Source organism: Stenotrophomonas sp. 1337 (assembly GCF_031455455.1).
Classification (GTDB): domain Bacteria; phylum Pseudomonadota; class Gammaproteobacteria; order Xanthomonadales; family Xanthomonadaceae; genus Stenotrophomonas; species Stenotrophomonas indicatrix.
This window is the reverse complement of record NZ_JAVDSR010000016.1, coordinates 1-20635: the sequence shown is the minus strand read 5'-3', so window position 1 is coordinate 20635 and position 20635 is coordinate 1. Positions and strand designations below refer to the sequence as shown.

Here is a 20635-nt window from a genome sequence, read left to right as displayed (position 1 = left end):
GCGAAAGCGTATCTATATCGCACTTCCCGCGCCCGCTTCAAGGGCGGTCCGTGGCGCGGGGCGTGGCGCCGGGCTGAACGTGACCGGATTGGCAATCACTGCGCAGCCCGGCAAGGGACGCTGCGTTGCACATCGCCGGGGAGGCGCACGGCCGGCGTTGCCGCTACCATCAACGCCTTGCCTGACAGGTGCACCCATGCCGTTGAACGTCATCGTGGTGATGGACCCCATCGCCCACATCAAGATCGCCAAGGACACCACCTTCGCCATGCTGCTGGAAGCCCAGCGCCGCGGCCATGCCCTGCACTACGTGCGCCCGGGCGGGCTGGCGCTGGAAGGCGGGGTGGCCGTGGCCTGGACCGCCCCCCTGCAGGTGCGCGACGACCCGGCCGGCTGGTACGAGCTGGGCGCATTCAGGCGGACCGAATTCGGTCCCGGCCAGATCGTGCTGATGCGCAAGGACCCGCCGGTCGACGCCGAGTATGTCTACGACACCCAGGTGCTGGATGTCGCTGCCGCCGCCGGTGCATGCGTGGTCAACAACCCGCAGGGCCTGCGCGACTACAACGAGAAGCTGGCCGCGCTGCTGTTCCCGCAGTGCTGCCCACCGACCCTGGTCAGCCGCGACGCCAAGGCACTGAAGGCCTTCGCGCTGGAACACGGCCAGGCGGTACTGAAGCCGCTGGATGGCATGGGCGGACGCTCGATCTTCCGCAGCGGGCAGGGCGACCCCAACCTGAACGTGATCCTGGAAACGCTGACCGACGGTGGCCGCAAGCTCGCCCTGGCCCAGAAGTTCATTCCCGACATCACTGCCGGCGACAAGCGCATCCTGCTGGTCGATGGCGAGCCGGTCGATTACTGCCTGGCGCGCATTCCGCAGGGCGATGAGTTCCGCGGCAACCTGGCCGCCGGTGGCCGTGGCGAAGGCCGTCCGCTGAGCGAACGCGACCGCTGGATCGCCGCCCAGGTCGGCCCGGAAATGAAGCGTCGCGGCATGCGTTTCGTCGGCCTGGACGTCATCGGCGACTACCTGACCGAGGTCAACGTGACCAGCCCGACCTGCGTGCGCGAGCTGGACGCGCAGTACGGCCTGAACATCGCCGGGACCCTGTTCGACGCGATCGAGGCCGATCTGCGCTGATGGATGCCGCACCTGCCGTCCTCGCCCCGCCGCCGCGTGAAGCGCAGCGGCTGGGCGCCACCATCGCCCTGTCGGTGCTGGTGCACGCCCTGCTGATCCTCGGGGTCGGCTTTGCCGTGAAAGGCGACGCGCCCCTGGTGCCGACCCTGGAAGTGATTTTCAGCCAGACCCGCACCGCGCTGACCCCGAAGCAGGCCGATTTTCTGGCCGCCGCCAGCCAGGAAGGCGGTGGCGAACACGATCGTGCGCTGCGCCCCCGCGACAACCAGGCCGGCATCGTGCCGCAGGCCCAGGCCGGCATCAGTCCGGTACCCCAGCAGCAGCAGTCGGCAGCACCGGTACCGCCGCCGCAGGCGCGGGTGGTCAGCAGCCGCAATGGCCAGGACACCGTGGCCGTGGCGCAGTCGCACCCTACCCCGCTGCAACCAACACCGGATGCACCGATGACCGCGCGCGAACAGCGCGATGCTGAAATGGCGCGGCTGGCGGCGGAAGTGCACCTGCGTTCGGCGCAGTACGCCAAGCGCCCGAACCGGAAATTCGTTTCGGCCAGCACGCGTGAATACGCCTACGCCAATTACCTGCGTGCGTGGGTGGACCGCGCCGAGCAGGTCGGCAACCTGAACTACCCCGACGAAGCGCGGCAGCGCCGGCTGGGGGGACAGGTGGTGATCAGCGTGGGGGTACGCCGCGACGGCAGCGTGGAAAGCAGCCGGGTGTTGAAGTCCAGCGGCACGCCGCTGCTGGACGAGGCCGCGCTGCGGGTGATCCAGCTGGCACAACCGTTCCCGCCGTTGCCCGACAGCGAAGACCAGATCGACATCCTGCAGGTCACGCGCACGTGGGTGTTCCTGCCCGGTGGCGAACTGCGCGACGACCGGTGAGGTTTTCCGCCCGGGCCTGCGGCCCGGGACCCGCTGCAAGCAACAGCAACGGCAACGGCAACTGCAACGGCAACTGCAACGTCAAGATCAAGAGCGGCGGTTGGGCTGTTCGGTTTGGCGGGGCGGTGTGGGCTTGCAGGACACGCCGTAAACCCATCCATGGGGGCTCGATGGCGCCATCCATGGCGCCAACGGTCCTGCAAGCCCACACCGCCCCCCCCCCTGACCGATCGCGGCGCATCTTTGCTGTTGGTAGCTGTCGACCTTGGTCGACACGATGCATCCACGCCATGCCTGCACGGTAGATCCACGCCATGCGTGGATGCGAGCGAAGCGACCGGCTTTTGAATTTGATTTTTTTTTGATTTTCCGTGGCGAACGCGCACGGAAACTGTCCGTGGCCGGGCGGGTGGGCTGCGCAGGGGCGTAAGCGCCATGGATGGCGCGCCCGAGCCTACAGGGGTGAGTGCGCTTTGCTTGCGAAGCATTGCTTCGCAAGCGCCCGAACGCACAGCCGCCAGCGGCTGGGCCGGCCTGGGGATTCACGGCGCCCCCTGCGCAGCCCACCCGCCCGGCCAACCCACGGCTTCTGCTGTCAGCGACCCACCACCCCGCCACGAGGGGCTCAGCCGTTGGCCTTCGCCTTGGCATCCCGCGCCGCCTGCTGCTCGACCAGCGTCAGCGCCACGTTGTCCCGCAGGTACGCCGGCTCGACCTTCTCCGGCGCAATGCCTTCGCCGCGCGCGAACGCCGGTACCGCCAGTGCCAGCACATCCGCTGCACGTGGCAGCGCCGTTGCATCGAAGCGGCGCAGGCCAGCCCCCAGCTGCGCGACCAGCGCGCCCTCGGCCGCGGCAAACCCGGTGCCGACGCCGTAGACGGACGCAGCATCCGGCAACGACACCGCCGCCGGCACGCACACGCGCTCGGCATCCCGCGCCACCGGCAGTCCATCCACGCGCTCGAAGCGTGCCACGTACAACTCGCCCATCCGCGCATCGATCGCCGACAGGATCTGCTTCTCTTCCACCGGCGCGCGCAGCGCCAGCACCTGCAGCGTCGACACCGGCAGCAACGGCCGATCCAGCGCCAGCGCGATGCCCTGCGCCAACGCGATCGCCAGGCGCACACCGGTGAACGCACCGGGACCACGGCTGAGCGCGATGCCGTCCAGCTGGCGGCGGCTGATGCCGGCCTCGGCCAGCAGCTCCTCCGCCCACGGCAGGCTCAGTTCGGCATGCCGGCGGGGGGCGATCTCGAAGCGTTCCCGTACCTGCCCATCGACATGCAGGGCTACGGAACAGGCTTCGGTGGCGGTTTCAAAGGCGAGCAGTTTCATCGGATCGGGTCAGAACAGGGGGAACGTGGCGCCGGGAGCCGGCTCCGGCCCCGCCACGGCAGCGGTCGGGGCAGCGGCATCCGCCACGGGCGCCCATTGTGGCGCAAAGAAGGCCTGCACATCGGCCAGGGCCCGGGTTCGCCGGAACGGCGGCAGCGACTGCAGGAAGACCTTGCCATAACCCCGGTTGAGCAGGCGCGGGTCGCACAGCACCAGCACGCCACGGTCGGTCTCGCTGCGGATCAGGCGGCCAACGCCCTGCTTCAGGGCAATCACCGCCTGCGGCAACTGCTCGTCGCGGAAGGGATTGCCGCCCTGGGTGCGTATGGCATCCAGCCGCGCTTCGTACACCGGATCATCGGGCGTGGCGAAGGGCAGCTTGTCGATCACCACCACGCTCAATGCCTCGCCGACCACATCCACGCCCTCGCGGAAGCTGGCCGAGCCCAGCAGCACGCCATTGCCGGATTCGCGGAAACGCTGCAGCAGGGTCGCGCGCGGCGCTTCGCCCTGCACGAACAGCGGCCAGGGCCCATCACGCAGCGCCTCGGCCGCCTCGCGCAGCGCACGATGCGAAGCAAACAACAGGAACGCCCTGCCCTGCGACGCCTGCAGCACCGGACGCAGGACCTGGATCAGTGCGGTTCCGAAACCGCGCGCAGCCGGATCCGGCAGGCCTTCAGGCAGGTAGCACAGTGCCTGCTCGGGCCAGTTGAACGGACTGGGCTGTACCAGCGTCTGCGGATCATCCAGGCCCAGGCGCGTGGCGATGTGCTCGAAGCCACCGCCAACGGTCAGTGTGGCGGAAGTGAAGATCCATGCGGCATGGCTGCGCTCGCGATGTTCGCGCAGCGGCGCGGACACATCCATCGGCGTGCGCTGGCAGCGGAAACCGCGCGCGGTCAGTTCATACCAGAGCACGTCACCAGCGGCGGCGGTCGCTTCTGCAGGATCGGCATCGAAGTCGAGCGCGGGTTCTTCATCCCCCAGCCAACGGCCCAGCCGCGAAATCGCCTCACGTGCGCGCGCATGGCAGGCATCCAGGCCAGCAGCGGCTTCGCGCAGCGGTTGCAATGCCTGCTCCAGCACCACCAGGCTGGACATCACCGCATCGAAACCCTCGCGTACCTGCGGCATTGCCAGCGCGCGCCATTGGGTGCCACGCGCGGGCAGCCCCTCCATCGCAGCACGCAGTGCAGACAATGCCTGCTGCAGATGATCGACCGGTTCCTGCAGTGCAGACTGTGCGCCACCCACGCCGCGCGCTTCAACCAGGCAGTCACGGCCCAGTTCCTGCCAGGGGCGCATGCCGAAGCCTTCGCCGAAGAACTGCGCGGCCAGTTCGGGCAGCTGATGGGCCTCGTCGATGACGAAGGCCTGCGCACCGGGCAGCAGTTCACCGAAGCCCTCCTGCTTCAGCGCCAGGTCGGCCAGCAGCAGGTGGTGGTTGACCACGACCAGGTCGGCGGCCTGTGCACGCTGGCGGGCCCGCACGACGAAGCAGTCATCCCAGAACGGACACTCGTTGCCCAAGCAGTTGTCGACGGTGGAAGTGACCATCGGCAGCAGCGGCGAGTCGTCGGCCAGGCCATCGAGTTCGGCGATATCGCCCGATTCCGAGCGGCCGGACCAAGCCAGGATGCGCTGGAACTGTGCCGCCTGTTCCGGGCTGGAGAAGCGCGGCTCGCCGCGTGCCTGCTGCAGGCGGTAGCGGCACAGGTAGTTGCTGCGCCCCTTCAGCAACGCGCTGCGCAGGCCGACGCCCAGCGCCTGGCGCACGCGCGGCAGGTCACGGTGGTAGAGCTGGTCCTGCAGCGCGCGCGTGCCGGTGGAAATGATGGTGCGCATTCCGGACAGCAGCACCGGCACCAGGTAGGCAAAGGTCTTGCCGGTGCCGGTACCGGCTTCGGCGAGCAGCAGGTCGCGCTGCTGCATCGACGCGGCAATGGCCTCGGTAAGGCGCAGCTGCGCAGGACGCGGGACGAACGCATCCAGATGGGAGGCGAGCGCGCCGCCTTCGCTGAGGGCTTCGCGGCTGGCATGGACAAGGTCGGACATCAGGTGGAAAGGATACCCGGCCGGGCGTTGCCCGGCACCCGTTTCAAGCCAGAGCACAAGCAAAAGCAACGGCAACAGCGTTTGTTCATGGCTCTGGGTTGGACTGAGGGCTGGCGGGGGACTGTGGGTTTGCGGGGACGCCGTAAACCCATCCCTGGGGGGTTGGCCGCAGCATCCATGCCGCGGCCAACCCGCAAACCCACAGCCCCCCCGCCTTCGACAGTTTCCCGGTGACGGAATGCAAAGGCAGAGCAGATGCGGTTGGTGTAACGGAGAAAGTAGAAGGGGTCGGATCCGTTTTCCTGCGGAAAACGGATCCGACCCCGCAGCGAGTGCGCGCAGCGCGCGACCCGCTTTTGATGTTTGATTTTGTTCTTGCCTGCGGCGGCCGCAGGAAACTGTCCGTGGCCGGGTGGATGGGCTGGGCAGGGGCGTGAGCCGCATGGATGCGGCGACCGAGCTTACATGGACGTACTTGCAGCGCCCCCTGCCCAGTCCATCCACCCGGCCAACCCACAGCAGACCATCAATCCGCGCGCCGCAGAGGGGGCAGCGCCCGATGGAGGGGAATACTCAGTACCGCTTGATCCCCGGCACCGTGCAGCCTTCAATCTGCGCGTGCGCGGACACCGCATTCTCCTTCTCGCCCCGCGCCAGGCGCGCCTGCTCGATCGTCGCCCAGTGCCGGCGGCACAACGGCCCCGTCTTCGAGCCAAGGTCCACAGCCTTGCGTGCGAACGTTTCCGCCTCCGCCCACTGGCCCTGCAGCAGCGCCAGTTCCGCGCGTTCCTGCAATACCGACGGATCACCGGCCACAATCTGCAACGCCTGGTCCAGGCTGCCGGCCGCGCCAGCCAGATCATTGGCCTTGCGCTGGCTCAGCGCCATCTGCCGCAGATCCTCAACCTGGGAATCGCGCAGTGGCTGCACCGACAGTTCCTTGTCATCCGGCCCGGCTGCGGCTTCCACGGCTGCCAGCCGCTGTGCGGGCGTGGTGGTATCCACCGGCTTGACCACCTGCGGCGCGCTGCTCACGCAGGCCGCCAGGGCCAGGCTGAGGCCACTCAGGACCAGGGGCTGGAACAGCGAACGGATAGTCATCGGCATCATCGGCTTGGAGGAGGAGTCGCTGCAGCGGGTGCTGCGGCAGGTTCAGCGGCGGGTTCGGGCTTACGGTCAAGGCCGAACCAGCTGCGCCAGCCGCCGCCCTCGCCTTCCGCACCGCCCTGCGCGTCCGGCAAGGCCGCCGGTGCGCACGGTTCATACGCAGGCGCATAGCCCACCACGAACGGGAAGCGGCGGGCACCCGGGCACCCTTCATCGGTGCTGTTGGTTCCCGTGGCCGCAACCGGCTGCCAGTCGAGGCCCTTGTTGCTGACCTTCAACGGCGCCGTCGGCAGGCGCTGGAAGATGCCCGACCACACCCGCATCGCGCCGGTGGCGCCATACAGGCCGGCCTGTTCGTTCTGGTCATTGCCCATCCAGATCACCGCCAGGTGATCGCCGGTGTAACCGGCATACCAGCTGTCGCGGCCATCGTTGGTGGTGCCGGTCTTGCCGGCCGGCTGCAGGCGGCCCAGGCCATCGGCATTCAAACGCTGCGCGGTACCACTGGCCACCACCTGCTGCAGGCCGATGCTGATCAGGTTGGCGGCGATCGAGTCACCTTCCTGTGCCGGTGCCGGGGTCTTGTCGTAGCGCTTGAGCAGCTTGCCCTGCGGATCAAGGACGCCACGCACCGCGTGCAGCGGCTGGATCTCGCCGCCCGATGCCAGGAACTGGTACAGCTGCGCCATCGCGTACGGGCTCTGGTCGGTCGAGCCGAGGATCACCGCCGGGTTCGCCTCGGCCTTGATGCCGGCCAGCACGTGGATCAGCTGCGTCACCCGTTCCGGGCCGACCTGCATGCCCACCCGTACCGTCGCCTGGTTGTAGGAGTGGGCGAGCGCATCGATCAGGCGCACGGTGCCGTGGCTGCGGTTGTCCGCATTGCCGGGGTTCCAGTTGCGGCCGCGGCTGAGCTGCACCGTCACCGGTGAATCATCGACCCAACTGGCCAGCGAATAGCGGTCCGGCTGCGCCAGTGCCAGCAGGTACACGAATGGCTTGAGCAGCGAGCCGACCGGGCGCTGCGCCTCGATGGCACGGTTGAAGCCGACCTCGGACACTTCGCGGCTGCCGATCACCGCCACCACGTCACCGTTGTGCACGTCGGTCATCACCAGGCCGGCCTGCAGCTCGGGGCGACGCTTGCTTTCCAGCGACTTGATGGTGCGCGTGACCGCACCTTCGGCATAAGCCTGCGCGGACGGCGACATGCCGCTCATCACGCTCAGGCCAGCGCCCTGCAGGGCGGATTCCGGATAGTCGTGGGCAAGCTGGCGACGCACCAGGTCAACGTAGGCCGGGAAACGGTTGGCTGCCACCAGGCCCGGGGTCTTGGGCACGCCCAGCGGCGCTTTCAACGCACGCTGGTACTCGGCATCGTCGATCAGGGTCGCCTCGTGCAGTTTGCCCAGCACGAAGTTGCGACGGTCCAGCGCGCGCTCGGGATTGCGCCGCGGGTCGTAGTAGGACGGTCCCTTGACCAGGCCGATCAGCAGCGCGATCTGCTCGGTTTCCAGCGAGGAGAGATCGCGGCCGAACCAGAACTCGGCACCGGAGGACATGCCGTGGATCGCCTGGCTGCCGCGCTGGCCCAGATACACCTGGTTGAGGTACGCCTCGAAGATGGTGCGCTTGTCATAGCGCGCTTCCATGATCAGCGCGTACAGCACCTCGTTGAACTTGCGGGTGACGGTCTGTTCCTTGCCGATTCCCAGCAGGCCGCTGCGGGCCAGCTGCTGGGTCAGGGTGGAAGCGCCCTGGCGGCTCTGCCCACCGGAGCGGACAGTCACCCAGACCGCGCGCGCGATACCGGACAGATCGATGCCGTGATGGCGGTTGAAGTCCTTGTCCTCGACCGCCTGCAGGCCAGTGACCAACAGGTCCGGGGCCTCGTTCATGCGGATCAGGCGGCGCTCTTCCTGCTTCTGCCCATACAGCGTGGCGATGCGCGCGGGATCCATGCGGGCCGCCTTCAGCGCCTTGCGGCTGTCGGCGTCCCGCAACGATGCGATGCTGCCGCCGGACAGCGACAGCTCGACCCGGCGCGCAGCAACGTGTCCATCGACATCGTTGTAGCCGCGGCTGGAGATGACGAAGCGCCCGCCCTGCACCGCATAGGTTGCCGGATCCTTGCCCTGGCCATCATCGCGATAGGCCGAAGCGGCCAGTTCGGTCTTCAGGGTGGCCGCATCCATCGCCTTGCCGGGCATCAGTACCAGCGGGCGTGCATAGACGCGCGTCGGGATCTGCCAGCGCAGTTCACCGAAGCGTTGCGTCACCTGCTGGTTCAGGTACAGCGTATAGGGGATCAGGAAACCCAATCCCAACGCGACCGCCGCCATGGTCCAGGTGATCAGTCGGCGGCGCCAGAGCGGACCGGCGTCCTGCTGGTCGTCGTCGTCGAAATCGTCGATATCGTCTGAATCGTAGCGTCGGGGCACGGGAATGCGACAATGTAGGGTCTGGCGAGTCTACCCCAGCCGCTGCGGCAGGCGAATTCTCCCGGCCCCCCTGCTTAAGCTGGAGTTGCAACCGGATGGCGATGTCCCTGGCCGAAATCCGCTACCTGATCAATCGCCTGACCGGCTTGGCCCGCCGCAGCCTGGCCAGCCTGCGTACCCGCGGCTGGCGGGCCACCTGGCAGCGGATACGGGTGCACGCCCAGCGCGCGGTGCCGGCACCGCGCAAGCCGCTGTACCTGCCACCGGCACAGCCGTTCGCTCCCTTTGCAGTGCCCACCAGCGAGACGCCGGACGTCAGCATCGTCATTCCGGTCTACAACCACGTCGACCATACCCTGGCCTGCCTGCGCGCCCTGGCCGCGCACCCGCCGTCGGTGGCCTGCGAAATCCTGGTGGTGGACGACGGCAGCAGCGACGCAACGGTGCAGTGGATGCCGCAGATCAGTGGCCTGCGCTACGAAGTCCGCGAGCACAACGGTGGTTTCATCGAGGCCTGCAACGATGGCGTGTCGCGCACGCGCGGCCGCTATGTGGTGCTGCTCAACAACGATACCGTGCCGCAGCCGGGCTGGCTGGAGGCATTGCTGGACACCTTTGCGACCGTCGCCGATGCCGGCCTGGTCGGCAGCCAGCTGCTGTACCCCGACGGCCGCCTGCAGGAATCGGGCGGGGTGATCTTCAGCGATGGCAGCGGCTGGAGCTATGGCCGTTTCGAAGCGGCCGATGATCCCCGCTTCGCCAGCCTGCGCGACGTCGACTACTGCTCCGGCGCCGCGCTGATGCTGCCGCGTGCCCTGTGGCAGCAGCTGGGCGGTTTCGACACCCGCTACAAGCCCGCCTACTACGAAGACACCGACCTGGCCTTCCGCGTGCGTGCGCAGGGCCTGCGGGTAATGGTGCAACCGGCCAGCCGGGTGATCCACGATGAAGGCACCAGCAACGGCACCGATACCGGCAGCGGTGTGAAGGCCTACCAGGTACGCAACCAGGGAATTTTCGCAGCCAGATGGGCCGCTGAACTGGCCTCCCATCCGAAGGTCGGCGACGTGCCCTCGCCGGCGCTGCTGCTGCGCGGCCGCCGCCAGGTGCTGATCCTCGATGAGGAAGTACCGCGCCCGGAGCGCGACTCCGGCTCGCTGCGCCAGGTCAACCTGATCCGCCTGCTGTTGCAGGGCGGCGCCCACGTGGTGTTCGTGCCCACCCGGCGCGAACACGGCGGTGTGGCGACCGAAGCCCTGCAGCGGATGGGCGTGGAAGTCTGGTACGCGCCCTTCCTGGACGGTGTCGCAGGCTGGCTGCGCAGCCACGGCACCCGTTTCAACGTGGTGATGATGGTGCGCCATCATGTCGCCAACGAATGCCTGCCGCTGCTTGAACGCTATGCACCGCAGGCGCGCACCGTGTTCGACACCGTCGACCTGCACTACCTGCGCGAGCGCCGGGGTGCGGAAGTGGCCGGCGATGCTGGCCTGCTGCGCAACGCCGAACGCACCCGCGCCAGCGAACTGGCAGTGATGGACCGGTGCGACATCACCGTGCTGGTCAGCGCCGCCGAGCGCGAACAGCTGCAGGCCGATGCGCCCCAGGTCCGGGTGGAACTGATTTCCAACCTGCATGAAGTCGCCGGCACCGGCGCACCGTTCGCGCAGCGCCACGACCTGGTGTTCGTCGGCGGCTTCCGCCATCCGCCGAACCTGGACGCGATGGAGTGGTTCATCGGCGACGTGTTCCCGCACATCCGCGCAGCACTGCCGCAGGTGCGCCTGCATTGCATCGGTGCCGGCGCACCGGACACGCTGCTTGCCCTGGCTGCTACCCAGCCGGGCGTGGTGATGCATGGCTTCGTCGAAGACATCGTTCCGTACATGGATGGTGCCCGCATCGCCATCGCGCCGCTGCGTTTCGGCGCCGGCGTGAAGGGCAAGATCAACCTGAGCATGGCTCATGGCCAGCCCGTGGTCGGAACCACCTGCGCGGTGGAAGGCATGCACCTGCGCGCCGGCCAGGATGTACTGGTGGCCGACGATGCAACCGGCTTTGCCGATGCGGTGGTCCGCCTGTACCAAGACCCTGTGCTGTGGCAGCAGCTGGCAGCAGCCGGCCTGGCCAACGTGGCCGAGCATTTCTCGCTGGATGCCGCATCGGCAACCGTGCAGCGGGTGTTCTTCGATCAGTCGATGTGACCGCCTGCGTGCCGCAGGCGGTCCTCGAACGCGGGAAGCTCGGCCAGGTCCGGCTGCAGCCGCCGCACCTGCTCTACGGCCGAGGCGGCAAACTCCACATCACCGCGACCCAGCCGTTCGCTGCCGATCGCCAGCCAGCGTTGTGCCAGGCGGGCACGCGCATCGGGCAACCCTGTGGCGGTCGGCGCCAGGGTCTGCCAGGCCTGCAGGCAGGCGCCCGCAGCCTGCACCCGGTTCTGCCGCAGGTTGTCATCAAAACAGGACCGGCTGGCGGGCAGTAGACGCGCTGCCGCTGCCTTGACCCGGCTGTCGCGCGGCGCCAGTGCCTGCGCTTCGCGCAGCGCATCGAAGGCGCTGTGACCGGGGGGGCTGATCCACTGTCCGGCACGCTCGGCGCGGTCAATCTGGCGCAACCTATCGCGCAGCTGGCGCTCGCGCTGGGCCGCGCTGATGCCCGGCTGCTGCAACGACTGTCGCGCCTGCCGCGCACGCTGCAGGCGCTGTGCAAGCTGCTGCTGCGCTGCCTGCGAGGCACCCAGCCCCGCGGCCAGCGCGGCATCCTTGTCGGCCGCCTCGAACTGGAAGTCGTCGGCCCGCTTCTGGCTGCGCGCCAGCAACGCCTGCACGACCTGCTCACGCCCACGCAGTGCCGTAGGATCGTCGGCGGTGACTGCCAGCACGGCCTGGAAGCTATCGGCAGCCGTCTCGAGCTGCTGCCGTTTTAGCGCACGCTGACCCTGCTGCAGGCGCTGGTCGATTGCACGGGCCAGCGCTTCCTGGCTGGCAGGAAGTTCGGAATGACCTGGATCGAACTGGCGTGCACGCTGCAGGATCGCTGCCGCCGTGGCCAGTTCGCCGCGCCCCGCCTGTGCACGCGCCTGCTGCAGCAGATCGCTCAATGCATCCTCGCGCCCCTCCAGTGCAGGCAGGTTGTCCGGCTGCAGTGCCAGCACGCGCTGGAACAACGGCAGCGCGCTGCTGTCGCCGTCGTCCAGCCGCCCCGCTGCAAAGGCATTGCGGGCCTGCGCAAGCAATGCACCGATGCCAGCACCGGCGCGACGACGCGCCTGCAGCTGCTGGGCCACCGCATCTGCCTCGGCGCGCGGCACCTGCAGCTCACGTGCCAACGCCAGCGCCTGCGCGCAGCCGTCCAGGTCGCCCGCCTGCAGCCGCTCACGCGACTGCTGCAACGCTGCCGCGCCGGTGCGGGCCAGGCCCTGTCGCGCCTGCGGGCGGTCGCCATCAAGGGCCAGCACCGCCTGGTAGCGTTCTCGCGCGCCGCTGCCGTCGGCCGCAGTCAGGCGTCCTTCGCTCAGTGCGCGATCGCCCTCGGCCAGCAGCTGTTCTATCTGTGGCTCATCCCAGAACCAGTCCGCCAGCGGTTTGCGCACCAGTACCAGCAGCACGAACACGGCTGCGGCAGCCAGCAGTGCCCAACGCCACACCCGTCGTGCATGGCGCGCCTGCAGCCACCACCAGCGGCTTTCACGGCGAACGCGATCCAGCGCCGGATGTGCGGCGCCGTGTGAGCGATGCGGGGGCTCGCGTTCCATGCGTGCAGGGTAGCCGGGGCAGCGTGAAGCTCAGCCCAGACGACGCGCCTCGCTCACGCCCGGCAACGCATCGAGCTTGCCCAGCAGAGTCGACAACTGGCCGTAGTCGCTGACCTTCAACCGCAGGCGCAGATGCGCGCGGCCACTATTGCGGACGTTGTCGCTGTGGATGTCCAGCACGTAGGCGTCTTCCTGTGCGATCAGGTTGGTGATGTCCTTCAGCAGCCAGCGGCGGTCGACCGCGTCGACCACCACGTCCACTTCATAGCCACCGCCGGCCTGGCCCCATTCCACCGGCAGGATCCGCTGCGGGCTGGTCGCAGCCAGCCGTGCCAATGCCACGCAGTCTGCACGATGTACCGTGACACCACGGCTACGGGTCAGGTAGCCGACAATCGGTTCACCCGCCACCGGCTGGCAGCAACGCGCCAGCTGCACCAGCAGGTTGCCCACGCCCTGTACGGTGAACTTGGACTTGCCCAGGTTCTCTCGGCGCGCGGTCGGCCGCGGCAAGGCCGACGTCGGCGCCGGCTGGCTGGCCGCACGCTCGGCCTCCAGCAGCGAACGGCTGACCTGGTTGGGGCCGGTATCGCCCAGGGCAACCTGGATGTACAGGTCGTCGACGCTGTCGGCGTGGAACTTCTTCGCCGCTGCAGACAGGTCCGAATGCTGCAGGCCCAGCCGCTTCAGTTCGCGCTCCAGCAGCTCGCGCCCCGCCTGCACGTTGCGCGCACGGTCCAGCTTGTGGAACCAGCTGCGCACCTTCTCGCGCGAGCGGTTGCTGGCCAGGAAGCCGTTGGCCGGCATCAGCCAGTCGCGGCGCGGGTCTGCCTCCTTGCCGGTGAGGATCTCGACGCGATCCCCGCTGCGCAGGCGGTAGGTCAACGGCACGATGCGGCCGTTGACCTTGGCCCCACGGCAGCGGTGTCCGACCATGGTGTGCACCTGGTAGGCAAAATCCAGCGGTGTTGCGCCCTGCGGCAGGTCCAGCACCTCGTCCTTCGGGGTCAGCGCGTAGACACGGTCTTCGGTCAGCTCGGCATCAAGCGCCCCGGCCAGTTCATTGCCCTGCCCGTCCTGCGCCTGCTCCAGCAGCTGCCGCATCCAGGTGATCTTGCGATCGAACGACTTCTCCGCGCCCTTGCCACCTTCCTTGTACTTCCAGTGCGCGGCCACGCCCAGCTCGGCCTGCGCGTGCATGTCGTGGGTGCGGATCTGCACTTCGATGGTGCGCCCTTCCGGGCCAACCACCGCCGTGTGCAGCGAGCGGTAATCGTTGGCCTTGGGCCGGGCGATGTAATCGTCGAACTCGCTCGGCACCGGTGCCCACAGCGCATGCACCACGCCGAGCGCGGCGTAGCAGGCGGCGACGTCGTCGACCATCACCCGTACCGCTCGGATGTCATACAGCTGGTCGAAGGCCAGGCGCTTCTTCTGCATCTTCCGCCAGATGCTGTAGATGTGCTTGGGCCGGCCACTGACCTCGGCGCGGATGCCCTGCACGCCCAGTTCGCGCGACAGCACCTTCTTCACATTCTCGACGTAGCGCTCGCGGGCGATGCGGGTTTCGTCGACCTCACGCGCGATGCGCCGGTAGGTTTCCGGCTCCAGGTGACGGAAGGCCAGGTCTTCCAGCTCCCACTTCAACTGCCAGATGCCGAGCCGGTTGGCCAGCGGCGCATGGATGTCGCGGGTCAACTGGGCCAGCGCGCGGCGCTGCTCCTCATCGAGCTTGTCGGCCGCGCGCATGCGCGCCAGCTGCCGGGCCAGCAGGATCGGTACCACCCGCAGGTCGCGGATGATCGCCAGCAGCAACCGGCGCAGGCCTTCGCTGTTGCGGCCGGCCTCGCGACCGGCATGCAGTGCCCAGACGGGATCAGCCGCATCCTGTCCATCAAGCAGGCCGATCACCGCCGCTTTGTGGCTGCCCAGCGGCAGTGCGTTGAGATGGACGCGCAGGCCCGGCAGATCGAACAGCAGGGCCGCCACCACGGCACCCTCGTCTGCCGACAGCATCGCCAGCGCGTCCAGGGTATCGCCCAGCACCGACCAGCTGGCACGCATCTGCGGGTCGCAGTCCGGCGCTTCCCAATGCCCGCGCAGGGCCTGGCGCAGCGGAGCCGGCAGCACGGCTGCCGAGGGGCGGTTCAACAAGGCATCCAGGCCGGGGACGGAAGCGCGGTTCACAGCATCGAGCAGGCAAGACAGAAGCCCCTACACTAGCGCCGCAGCCGTTCAGGAACAATCGCCGCGGCCAGCATCGCCGGGAATGTGGACATGCCGCTACACTCGCCGACATCCACGGGAGAGTTCCGCCATGCCTTCGATCACCCTGCCTTTCCGCCCTCGCCTGCTGGCCTGTGCCGCCGTGCTGCTGTCCCTGTCGGCGCCTGCGCTGGCCCAACGCGTGGTGCAGGGTGACCTGCAGCAGCAGATGTCACCGGCCGAATTCAAGGCCGCTGGCCTGGACAAGCTCAATGCCGCCGAGCTGGCCACGCTGAACCGCTGGCTGCAGGGCAAGGTTGAAGCCGCCACCACCGAGGCCGTCGCTGCGGTGCGCGAAGAAGCGCGCGAGGAAGGCCGCCAGGAAGTGATCGTGAAGAACCGCGGCTTCTTCGACTTCGGCAGCAACGAGCCGATCAGCGGCGTGCTGCAGGGCGAGTTCCGCGGTTTCGGCAAGGGCCGGGTCTACGTGCTGGACAATGGCCAGCAGTGGGAACAGACCGATGCCACCTCGATTTCCGGCGTACGCAAGCAGTCGCCGAAGGTCAGCATCAGCCCCGGAGTGATGGGCGTGTGGTACCTGAAGGTCGAAGGCGTGAACACCCAGCCCAAGGTGCGCCGCACCAAGTAACGGCGCTGTCAGGCGGTACCGCCGAGACCATGCTCGGCGGCAACCTGCTGCGCCACGTCCCGCAGTAGATCCACGCCATGCGTGGATGCCATTCCGCTTGACCCCGCCGGCGAGTGCCCGGCGGGGCCAGCCCAGGGATTACGAGGCCTGGCGCAGTGCGGTCACCCGCTGTGCCAGTTTCTTCGCCGAAACGCCGGTGCGTGCGCCCAGCTCCTGCGCGAACAACGAAACCCTCAGCTCCTCCAGATCCCAGCGCAAGGCCTGCCACTGCGGCCGTTCGCGCAGGCCCTGCTGCTCGCCCACCTGCAATGCCTCCAGGAACGGGTGCAGTTCCAGCATGCGCGCCTGGTCACGCGGGGGATCGCGCTTGGCGCGTTCGGTGCGCAGGATCATCGCTTTCAGGTATCTCGGGTACTGCGCCAGGGCATCGGCCGGCGTGTCGCGCAGGAAGCCGGGATGGATCAGCCCAACCAGCTGCGCTTCCATGTCATCCAGATTGCCGCGCGCCCAGCCCATCAACGGTGCTTCCAGCATCGGCTTCAATTCGGCCACCAGGGCAAGGATCGTCTCGGCCAGCTTCAACCGCTGCATGGCCTCGCCGAACAGCGTTTTTGCAGCGTGTTCGCGACGCTGCTCGAACGCCGCCGCATCGCGGATGTCGCCCAGGCCGTCGGCCAGCACGGCATTCAGCGCCGCATCGACCAGATCGCCACGCAGGCGTTCCTGGGTTTCGATCGAGGCGTACAACAGGCCGGTTTTCGCTGCTACCGGCAACTGCTTGCGTGCCTGTTTGATCTTCTCGCCCAGGCCGATCTCCAGCAGTCGACGCACGCCCAGCGGGTGTACTTCCTCGGCCTGTTGGCGATCAGCAAAGATGCGCAGTGCAACGCTGTCCCCCTCATCCTTCAGCGCGGGATAGGCCGGAACGCCGGCCTCGCCCGGCACCTGCAGCGGAATCGGCGAGGCCGGGAACGTGCGCAGGCCATCGGCCGCCATCTCGCGCCCGGCACGTGCGGCGAACGCATCGCCGGCACGGCCACCGAACTTCGCACGCAGCACATCGAGGTCGCGCGAGGTTGCCAGCACCTTGCCCTGCTCATCGCGCAGGCGCAGGTTCATGTGCAGGTGCGGTTCGATTGAACCGGGCTCGAAATCGGTAGCGGCCACGGTTGCCCCGGTTGCACGGGACAGGAAACGCGCCAGCTCGCCGGTGATCGCGTCCGCGCTGGGCTGCGGGAAGGCCTCGTAGAACGCGCGCGCGAAATCCGGCGCCGGCACGTAGTTGCGCCGCATCGCCTTGGGCAGGCTGCGGATCAGCGCGGCCGCCTTGTCGGCAACGAAACCCGGCGCCAGCCACCCCAACTGCACTGCATCCAGTGCATTGAGCAGATGCAGCGGCACGTCCAAAGTCACGCCGTCATCTTCGGCACCCGGCTCGAAGCGGTAGTGCAGCGGCAACCGCGCCTGGCCCAGCGCCAGGTACTTCGGATAGCGCTCCTGCTCGCTGCCTTCGCCCGGCAGCAGATCCACCAGCGACCAGTGCAGGCCCTTGCGCTGTTCCGACGGCAGCGCCTTCCACCACGCATCCAGCCCGGACGCGGAGTGGATCTGCGGCGGCACCCGGTCCAGGTACCAGCGTGCCTGCCAGTCCTCGTCGGCAACGATGCCGGCACGGCGCAGCTTGGCTTCTTCCTCGCGTGCCTGCTCCAGCACCTTCTGGTTGTCGGCCACGAAGCTGGCGCGGGTGTTGATCTCACCGGTCACCAGTGCCTGGCGCACGAAGATGTCATGCGCCTCGCCGGCGTTGATGCGGCCGTAATGCACCGGCTTCTTCGGTGCCAGCACCAGCCCGAACAGGCTGATCTGCTCGGAGGCCAGCACCTGGCCCTGCGCACGCGACCAGTGCGGGTCGAAGTGCTTGCGCAGCAGCAGGTGCGGTAGTTCGGCAATCACCCAGTCCGGCTCGATCGCCGCCAGGGTCATGCCCCACACCTTCTGCGTATCCAGCAGGTTGGCGGCCAGCAGCCACGGTGGCGGCCGCTTGGACAGCGTCGAACCGGGGAACGGCAGGAAACGGCGTTGGCGCGGCGCCTGGAAATCACCCTTCTCGCTGCGATGGCCGATCTGCGTGGGCAGGCCCGCCACCAAGGCCCGATGCAGGGTCTGGTAAGCCGTGGCGCGAACGCGTTCGCTGTAACCACCGCCGTCGTGCGCCTGGTCCTTCTGCGCACGGGCAGCGACCGGCGCGGGCGCCGTTTCGGCCTTGCCCTCGCGGGCCAGGCGCGCAGCACGATGCAGCTGGCCACGGGTCGCCTTCACCGCAGCAGCATCATCGCGCGCCGGAGCCGGCGCACTGCTGCCGGCCAGCAGCGGGGCCATCGATGCCTCGTTGGCTTCTTCCTTCCAGCCCAGTTCCTCGCACAGCAGGCGCAGCTGCCGATGCAGCTCGCGCCATTCACGCATGCGCAGGAAGCCGAGGAAGTGGCGGCCGCACCAGTCGCGCAGCTTGGACTGGGTCAGATCCTCATGGGACTGGCGATAGGCGTCCCACAGGCGCAGCACACCGACGAACTCGGAGCGGCCATCGGCGAACTGCGCGTGTGCGTTGTCGGCGGCGCCACGCGCCTCGGGCGGCCGCTCGCGCGGATCCTGGATACCCAGGAACGAGGCGATCACCAGCATCGGTCGCAGGCAGCCTGCCGCCTGCGCCGCCACCAGCATGCGCGCCAGTTTCACGTCCACCGGCAGGCGCGCCATCTGCTTGCCGATCGCGGTCAGGTGGCGTTCGCTGTCGATCGCCCCCAGCTCAGTCAGATGCTGCCAACCGTCAGCGACGGCCCGCTCATCCGGCGCCTCAAGGAACGGGAAATCCTCGATGCGGCCCAGGCCAAGCTGCAGCATGCGCAGGATCACCCCGGCCAGGCTGGAACGACGGATTTCCGGATCGGTGAACTCCGCCCGCGCCTGGAAATCGGCCTCGGCATACAGGCGATAGCAGATGCCCTCGGCCACGCGGCCACAGCGGCCCTTGCGCTGGTTGGCACTGGCCTGCGAGATCGGCTCGATGTGCAGCCGGTCCAGCTTGTTGCGCGGGCTGTAACGCTTGACGCGGGCGAAACCGGGGTCGACCACATAACGGATGCGCGGCACCGTCAACGAGGTCTCGGCCACATTGGTGGCCAGCACGATGCGTCGGTTCGGGCCGGGGTTGAACACCCGGTCCTGGTCCTGGTTGGACAGCCGCGCGTACAGCGGCAGCACTTCGGTACTGCGGTACTTGCGCCGCTCCAGTGACTGGTGTGCATCGCGGATCTCACGCTCGCCCGGCAGGAAGATCAGCACGTCGCCACGGGAATCCAGGCGGGTGATTTCGTCGATGGCCGCAACGATCGCATCGTTGACCGTGCGTTCGCCCTGGTCTTCGTCCTCGCCTTCCAGCGCGCGATAGCGCACCTCCACCGGATAGGTTCGGCCTTCGACGCTGATCACCGGCGCATTGTCGAAATGCTGGGCGAAGCGCTCGGTGTCGATGGTCGCCGAAGTGACGATCAGTTTCAGGTCCGGGCGCTTGCGCAGCAGCTGCTTGAGATAGCCAAGCAGGAAGTCGATGTTGAGGCTGCGTTCGTGCGCTTCGTCGACGATGATCGTGTCGTAGTTCGACAGCCAGCGATCACTGGCGATCTCGGCCAGCAGGATGCCGTCGGTCATGAACTTGATGCGGGTGTCTTCGCCGACCTTGTCGTTGAAGCGCACCTGGTAGCCCACCAGTTGGCCCAGCTCGCTCTGCAGTTCCTGCGCGACACGGCTGGCCACCGCACGTGCGGCGATCCGGCGCGGCTGCGTGCAGCCGATCATGCCGGCCTGGCCACGGCCGGCGGCCAGGCACAGCTTCGGCAGCTGCGTGGTCTTGCCCGAGCCGGTTTCACCGGCGATCACCACCACCTGATGGTCGCGGATCAACTGGGTGATGGTCTCGGCTTCACGCGCAATCGGCAGCTGTGGGTCCAGAGTAATGGCCGGCTGTTGTTGCGCCCGCGCCTGCCGGCGCTGCACCGAAACCTGCAAGGCCTGCTCGAAACTGGCGGCCAACGCCGCATCCTGTGGCTTGGCCTGGCAACGCGAGAGCATTCCCAGCAATCGTCCACGGTCGCGGCTCATGGCGCCGTCGATGGCGGCACGCTGTTGGCGCTGGCGGGACTGCGGCATTTTGTCGATAGCGTTCATCAATCGGTTCGTTTAAAACTTTGAATGCGACCAGTCATCAAGACTGATTTATTGTGAAGGCCAACGATTCCACAAGGAGGAACCCCATGGCGAAGACCAAGAGCACGACCAAGCCCAAGACCGGCAAGCAGAAGCTTGCGGCTTCCGCGCCGTCGGCCCCCAACATCGATATCGGGATCACCCAGGGCGACCGCAAGAAGATCGCCGACGGATTGGCGCGGTTCCAGGCCGATGCGTTCACGCTCTATCTGAAGACCCACAACTTCCACTGGAATGTCACCGGGTCGATGTTCAACTCGCTGCACACCATGTTCGAGACGCAGTACACCGAGCAGTGGGCGGCACTGGACGATGTGGCCGAGCGCATCCGCGCACTGGGCTTCAATGCCCCGGGCTCCTACCGGGAATTTGCTGCGCTGACCTCGATCGTCGAGGAGCCGGGCCTGACCGACAGTGCTGACTGGCGTGAAATGGTACGCCAGTTGGTGGTCGCCAACGAAGCGGTATGCCGTACGGCACGTGAAGTGCTGGATGTGGCCGACGACGCTGACGACGCCCCGACCGAGGATCTGATGACCCAGCGCCTGCAGACCCACGAGAAATACGCGTGGATGCTGCGCTCGCTGCTCCAGTAAGGGTTTTGGGTGGTTCGGCAGGGCTGCGCCCTGCACCCGCAGAGGCTTTGAAGCCAAGGCCAGAGCCAGAGCAAAAGCTGGCTTCCTGTGGGTAGGCGGGGTGGGTCCGGTTGCGGGGGACGCCGTGAATACGTCCCTGTAGGCTCGGTCGCGCCATCCATGGCGCTCACGCCCCCGCAACCGGACCCACCC

The 20635-nt window shown here is 67.9% G+C and carries 12 protein-coding genes; 5 read left to right on the top strand and 7 right to left on the bottom strand.

Translation table 11 applies throughout. The features are described from left to right. Window positions 1-196: 196 nt before the first annotated feature. Both gshB and J2X70_RS18120 read left to right on the top strand, forming a co-directional pair. The gene (gene gshB / locus J2X70_RS18125; RefSeq protein ID WP_025877747.1) at window positions 197-1144 is read left to right on the top strand and encodes a glutathione synthase; all 948 of its coding nucleotides are present in this window, start codon (window positions 197-199) and stop codon (window positions 1142-1144) included. Then, on the top strand, window positions 1144-2028 hold the full coding sequence (locus J2X70_RS18120) for an energy transducer TonB (RefSeq protein WP_309911531.1): 885 nt from the start codon (window positions 1144-1146) through the stop codon (window positions 2026-2028). The genes gshB and J2X70_RS18120 overlap by 1 nt, the downstream gene beginning before the upstream one ends. A gap of 625 nt (window positions 2029-2653) precedes the next feature. On the opposite strand, the gene tsaB is transcribed toward J2X70_RS18120, so the two are convergent. From tsaB to mrcB, 4 genes are all read right to left on the bottom strand, one after another. Further along, window positions 2654-3367 (bottom strand): tRNA (adenosine(37)-N6)-threonylcarbamoyltransferase complex dimerization subunit type 1 TsaB, encoded by a 714-nt coding sequence (tsaB, locus tag J2X70_RS18115; protein ID WP_025877742.1) that lies wholly within the window; start codon window positions 3365-3367, stop codon window positions 2654-2656. A 9-nt stretch (window positions 3368-3376) separates the two neighbouring features. Continuing rightward, window positions 3377-5425 (bottom strand): ATP-dependent DNA helicase, encoded by a 2049-nt coding sequence (locus J2X70_RS18110; RefSeq protein WP_218787865.1) that lies wholly within the window; start codon window positions 5423-5425, stop codon window positions 3377-3379. A gap of 573 nt (window positions 5426-5998) precedes the next feature. Continuing rightward, window positions 5999-6535, bottom strand: a complete 537-nt coding sequence (locus J2X70_RS18105; protein WP_301867570.1) for a hypothetical protein — start codon at window positions 6533-6535, stop codon at window positions 5999-6001. Next, the gene (gene mrcB / locus J2X70_RS18100) at window positions 6532-8973 is read right to left on the bottom strand and encodes a penicillin-binding protein 1B (protein ID WP_025879368.1); all 2442 of its coding nucleotides are present in this window, start codon (window positions 8971-8973) and stop codon (window positions 6532-6534) included. The genes J2X70_RS18105 and mrcB overlap by 4 nt, the downstream gene beginning before the upstream one ends. 95 nt (window positions 8974-9068) lie before the next feature. Here mrcB and J2X70_RS18095 point away from each other — a divergent pair, with 95 nt between their 5' ends. Then, window positions 9069-11177 (top strand): glycosyltransferase, encoded by a 2109-nt coding sequence (locus J2X70_RS18095; protein WP_309911524.1) that lies wholly within the window; start codon window positions 9069-9071, stop codon window positions 11175-11177. Here J2X70_RS18095 and J2X70_RS18090 read toward each other — a convergent pair. Both J2X70_RS18090 and J2X70_RS18085 read right to left on the bottom strand, forming a co-directional pair. Next, window positions 11165-12730 (bottom strand): hypothetical protein, encoded by a 1566-nt coding sequence (locus tag J2X70_RS18090; RefSeq protein ID WP_059064859.1) that lies wholly within the window; start codon window positions 12728-12730, stop codon window positions 11165-11167. The genes J2X70_RS18095 and J2X70_RS18090 overlap by 13 nt on opposite strands. Before the next feature lie 30 nt (window positions 12731-12760). Continuing rightward, entirely contained in the window at window positions 12761-14917 is a 2157-nt protein-coding gene (locus tag J2X70_RS18085; protein ID WP_309911521.1) for a bifunctional (p)ppGpp synthetase/guanosine-3',5'-bis(diphosphate) 3'-pyrophosphohydrolase, read from the bottom strand. A 130-nt stretch (window positions 14918-15047) separates the two neighbouring features. Between J2X70_RS18085 and J2X70_RS18080 the strand changes: the two genes are divergently transcribed. Continuing rightward, complete coding sequence (locus tag J2X70_RS18080) at window positions 15048-15584, top strand: hypothetical protein (protein WP_223482728.1); 537 nt, start codon at window positions 15048-15050, stop codon at window positions 15582-15584. 138 nt (window positions 15585-15722) lie between these two features. Here the strand turns inward: J2X70_RS18080 and hrpA are convergent, their stop codons facing one another. Beyond that, complete coding sequence (hrpA, locus tag J2X70_RS18075; protein ID WP_309911520.1) at window positions 15723-19808, bottom strand: ATP-dependent RNA helicase HrpA; 4086 nt, start codon at window positions 19806-19808, stop codon at window positions 15723-15725. Window positions 19809-19894: 86 nt separating this feature from the next. Between hrpA and J2X70_RS18070 the strand changes: the two genes are divergently transcribed. Beyond that, window positions 19895-20443 (top strand): Dps family protein, encoded by a 549-nt coding sequence (locus J2X70_RS18070; protein ID WP_025879374.1) that lies wholly within the window; start codon window positions 19895-19897, stop codon window positions 20441-20443. Window positions 20444-20635 lie beyond the last annotated feature (192 nt).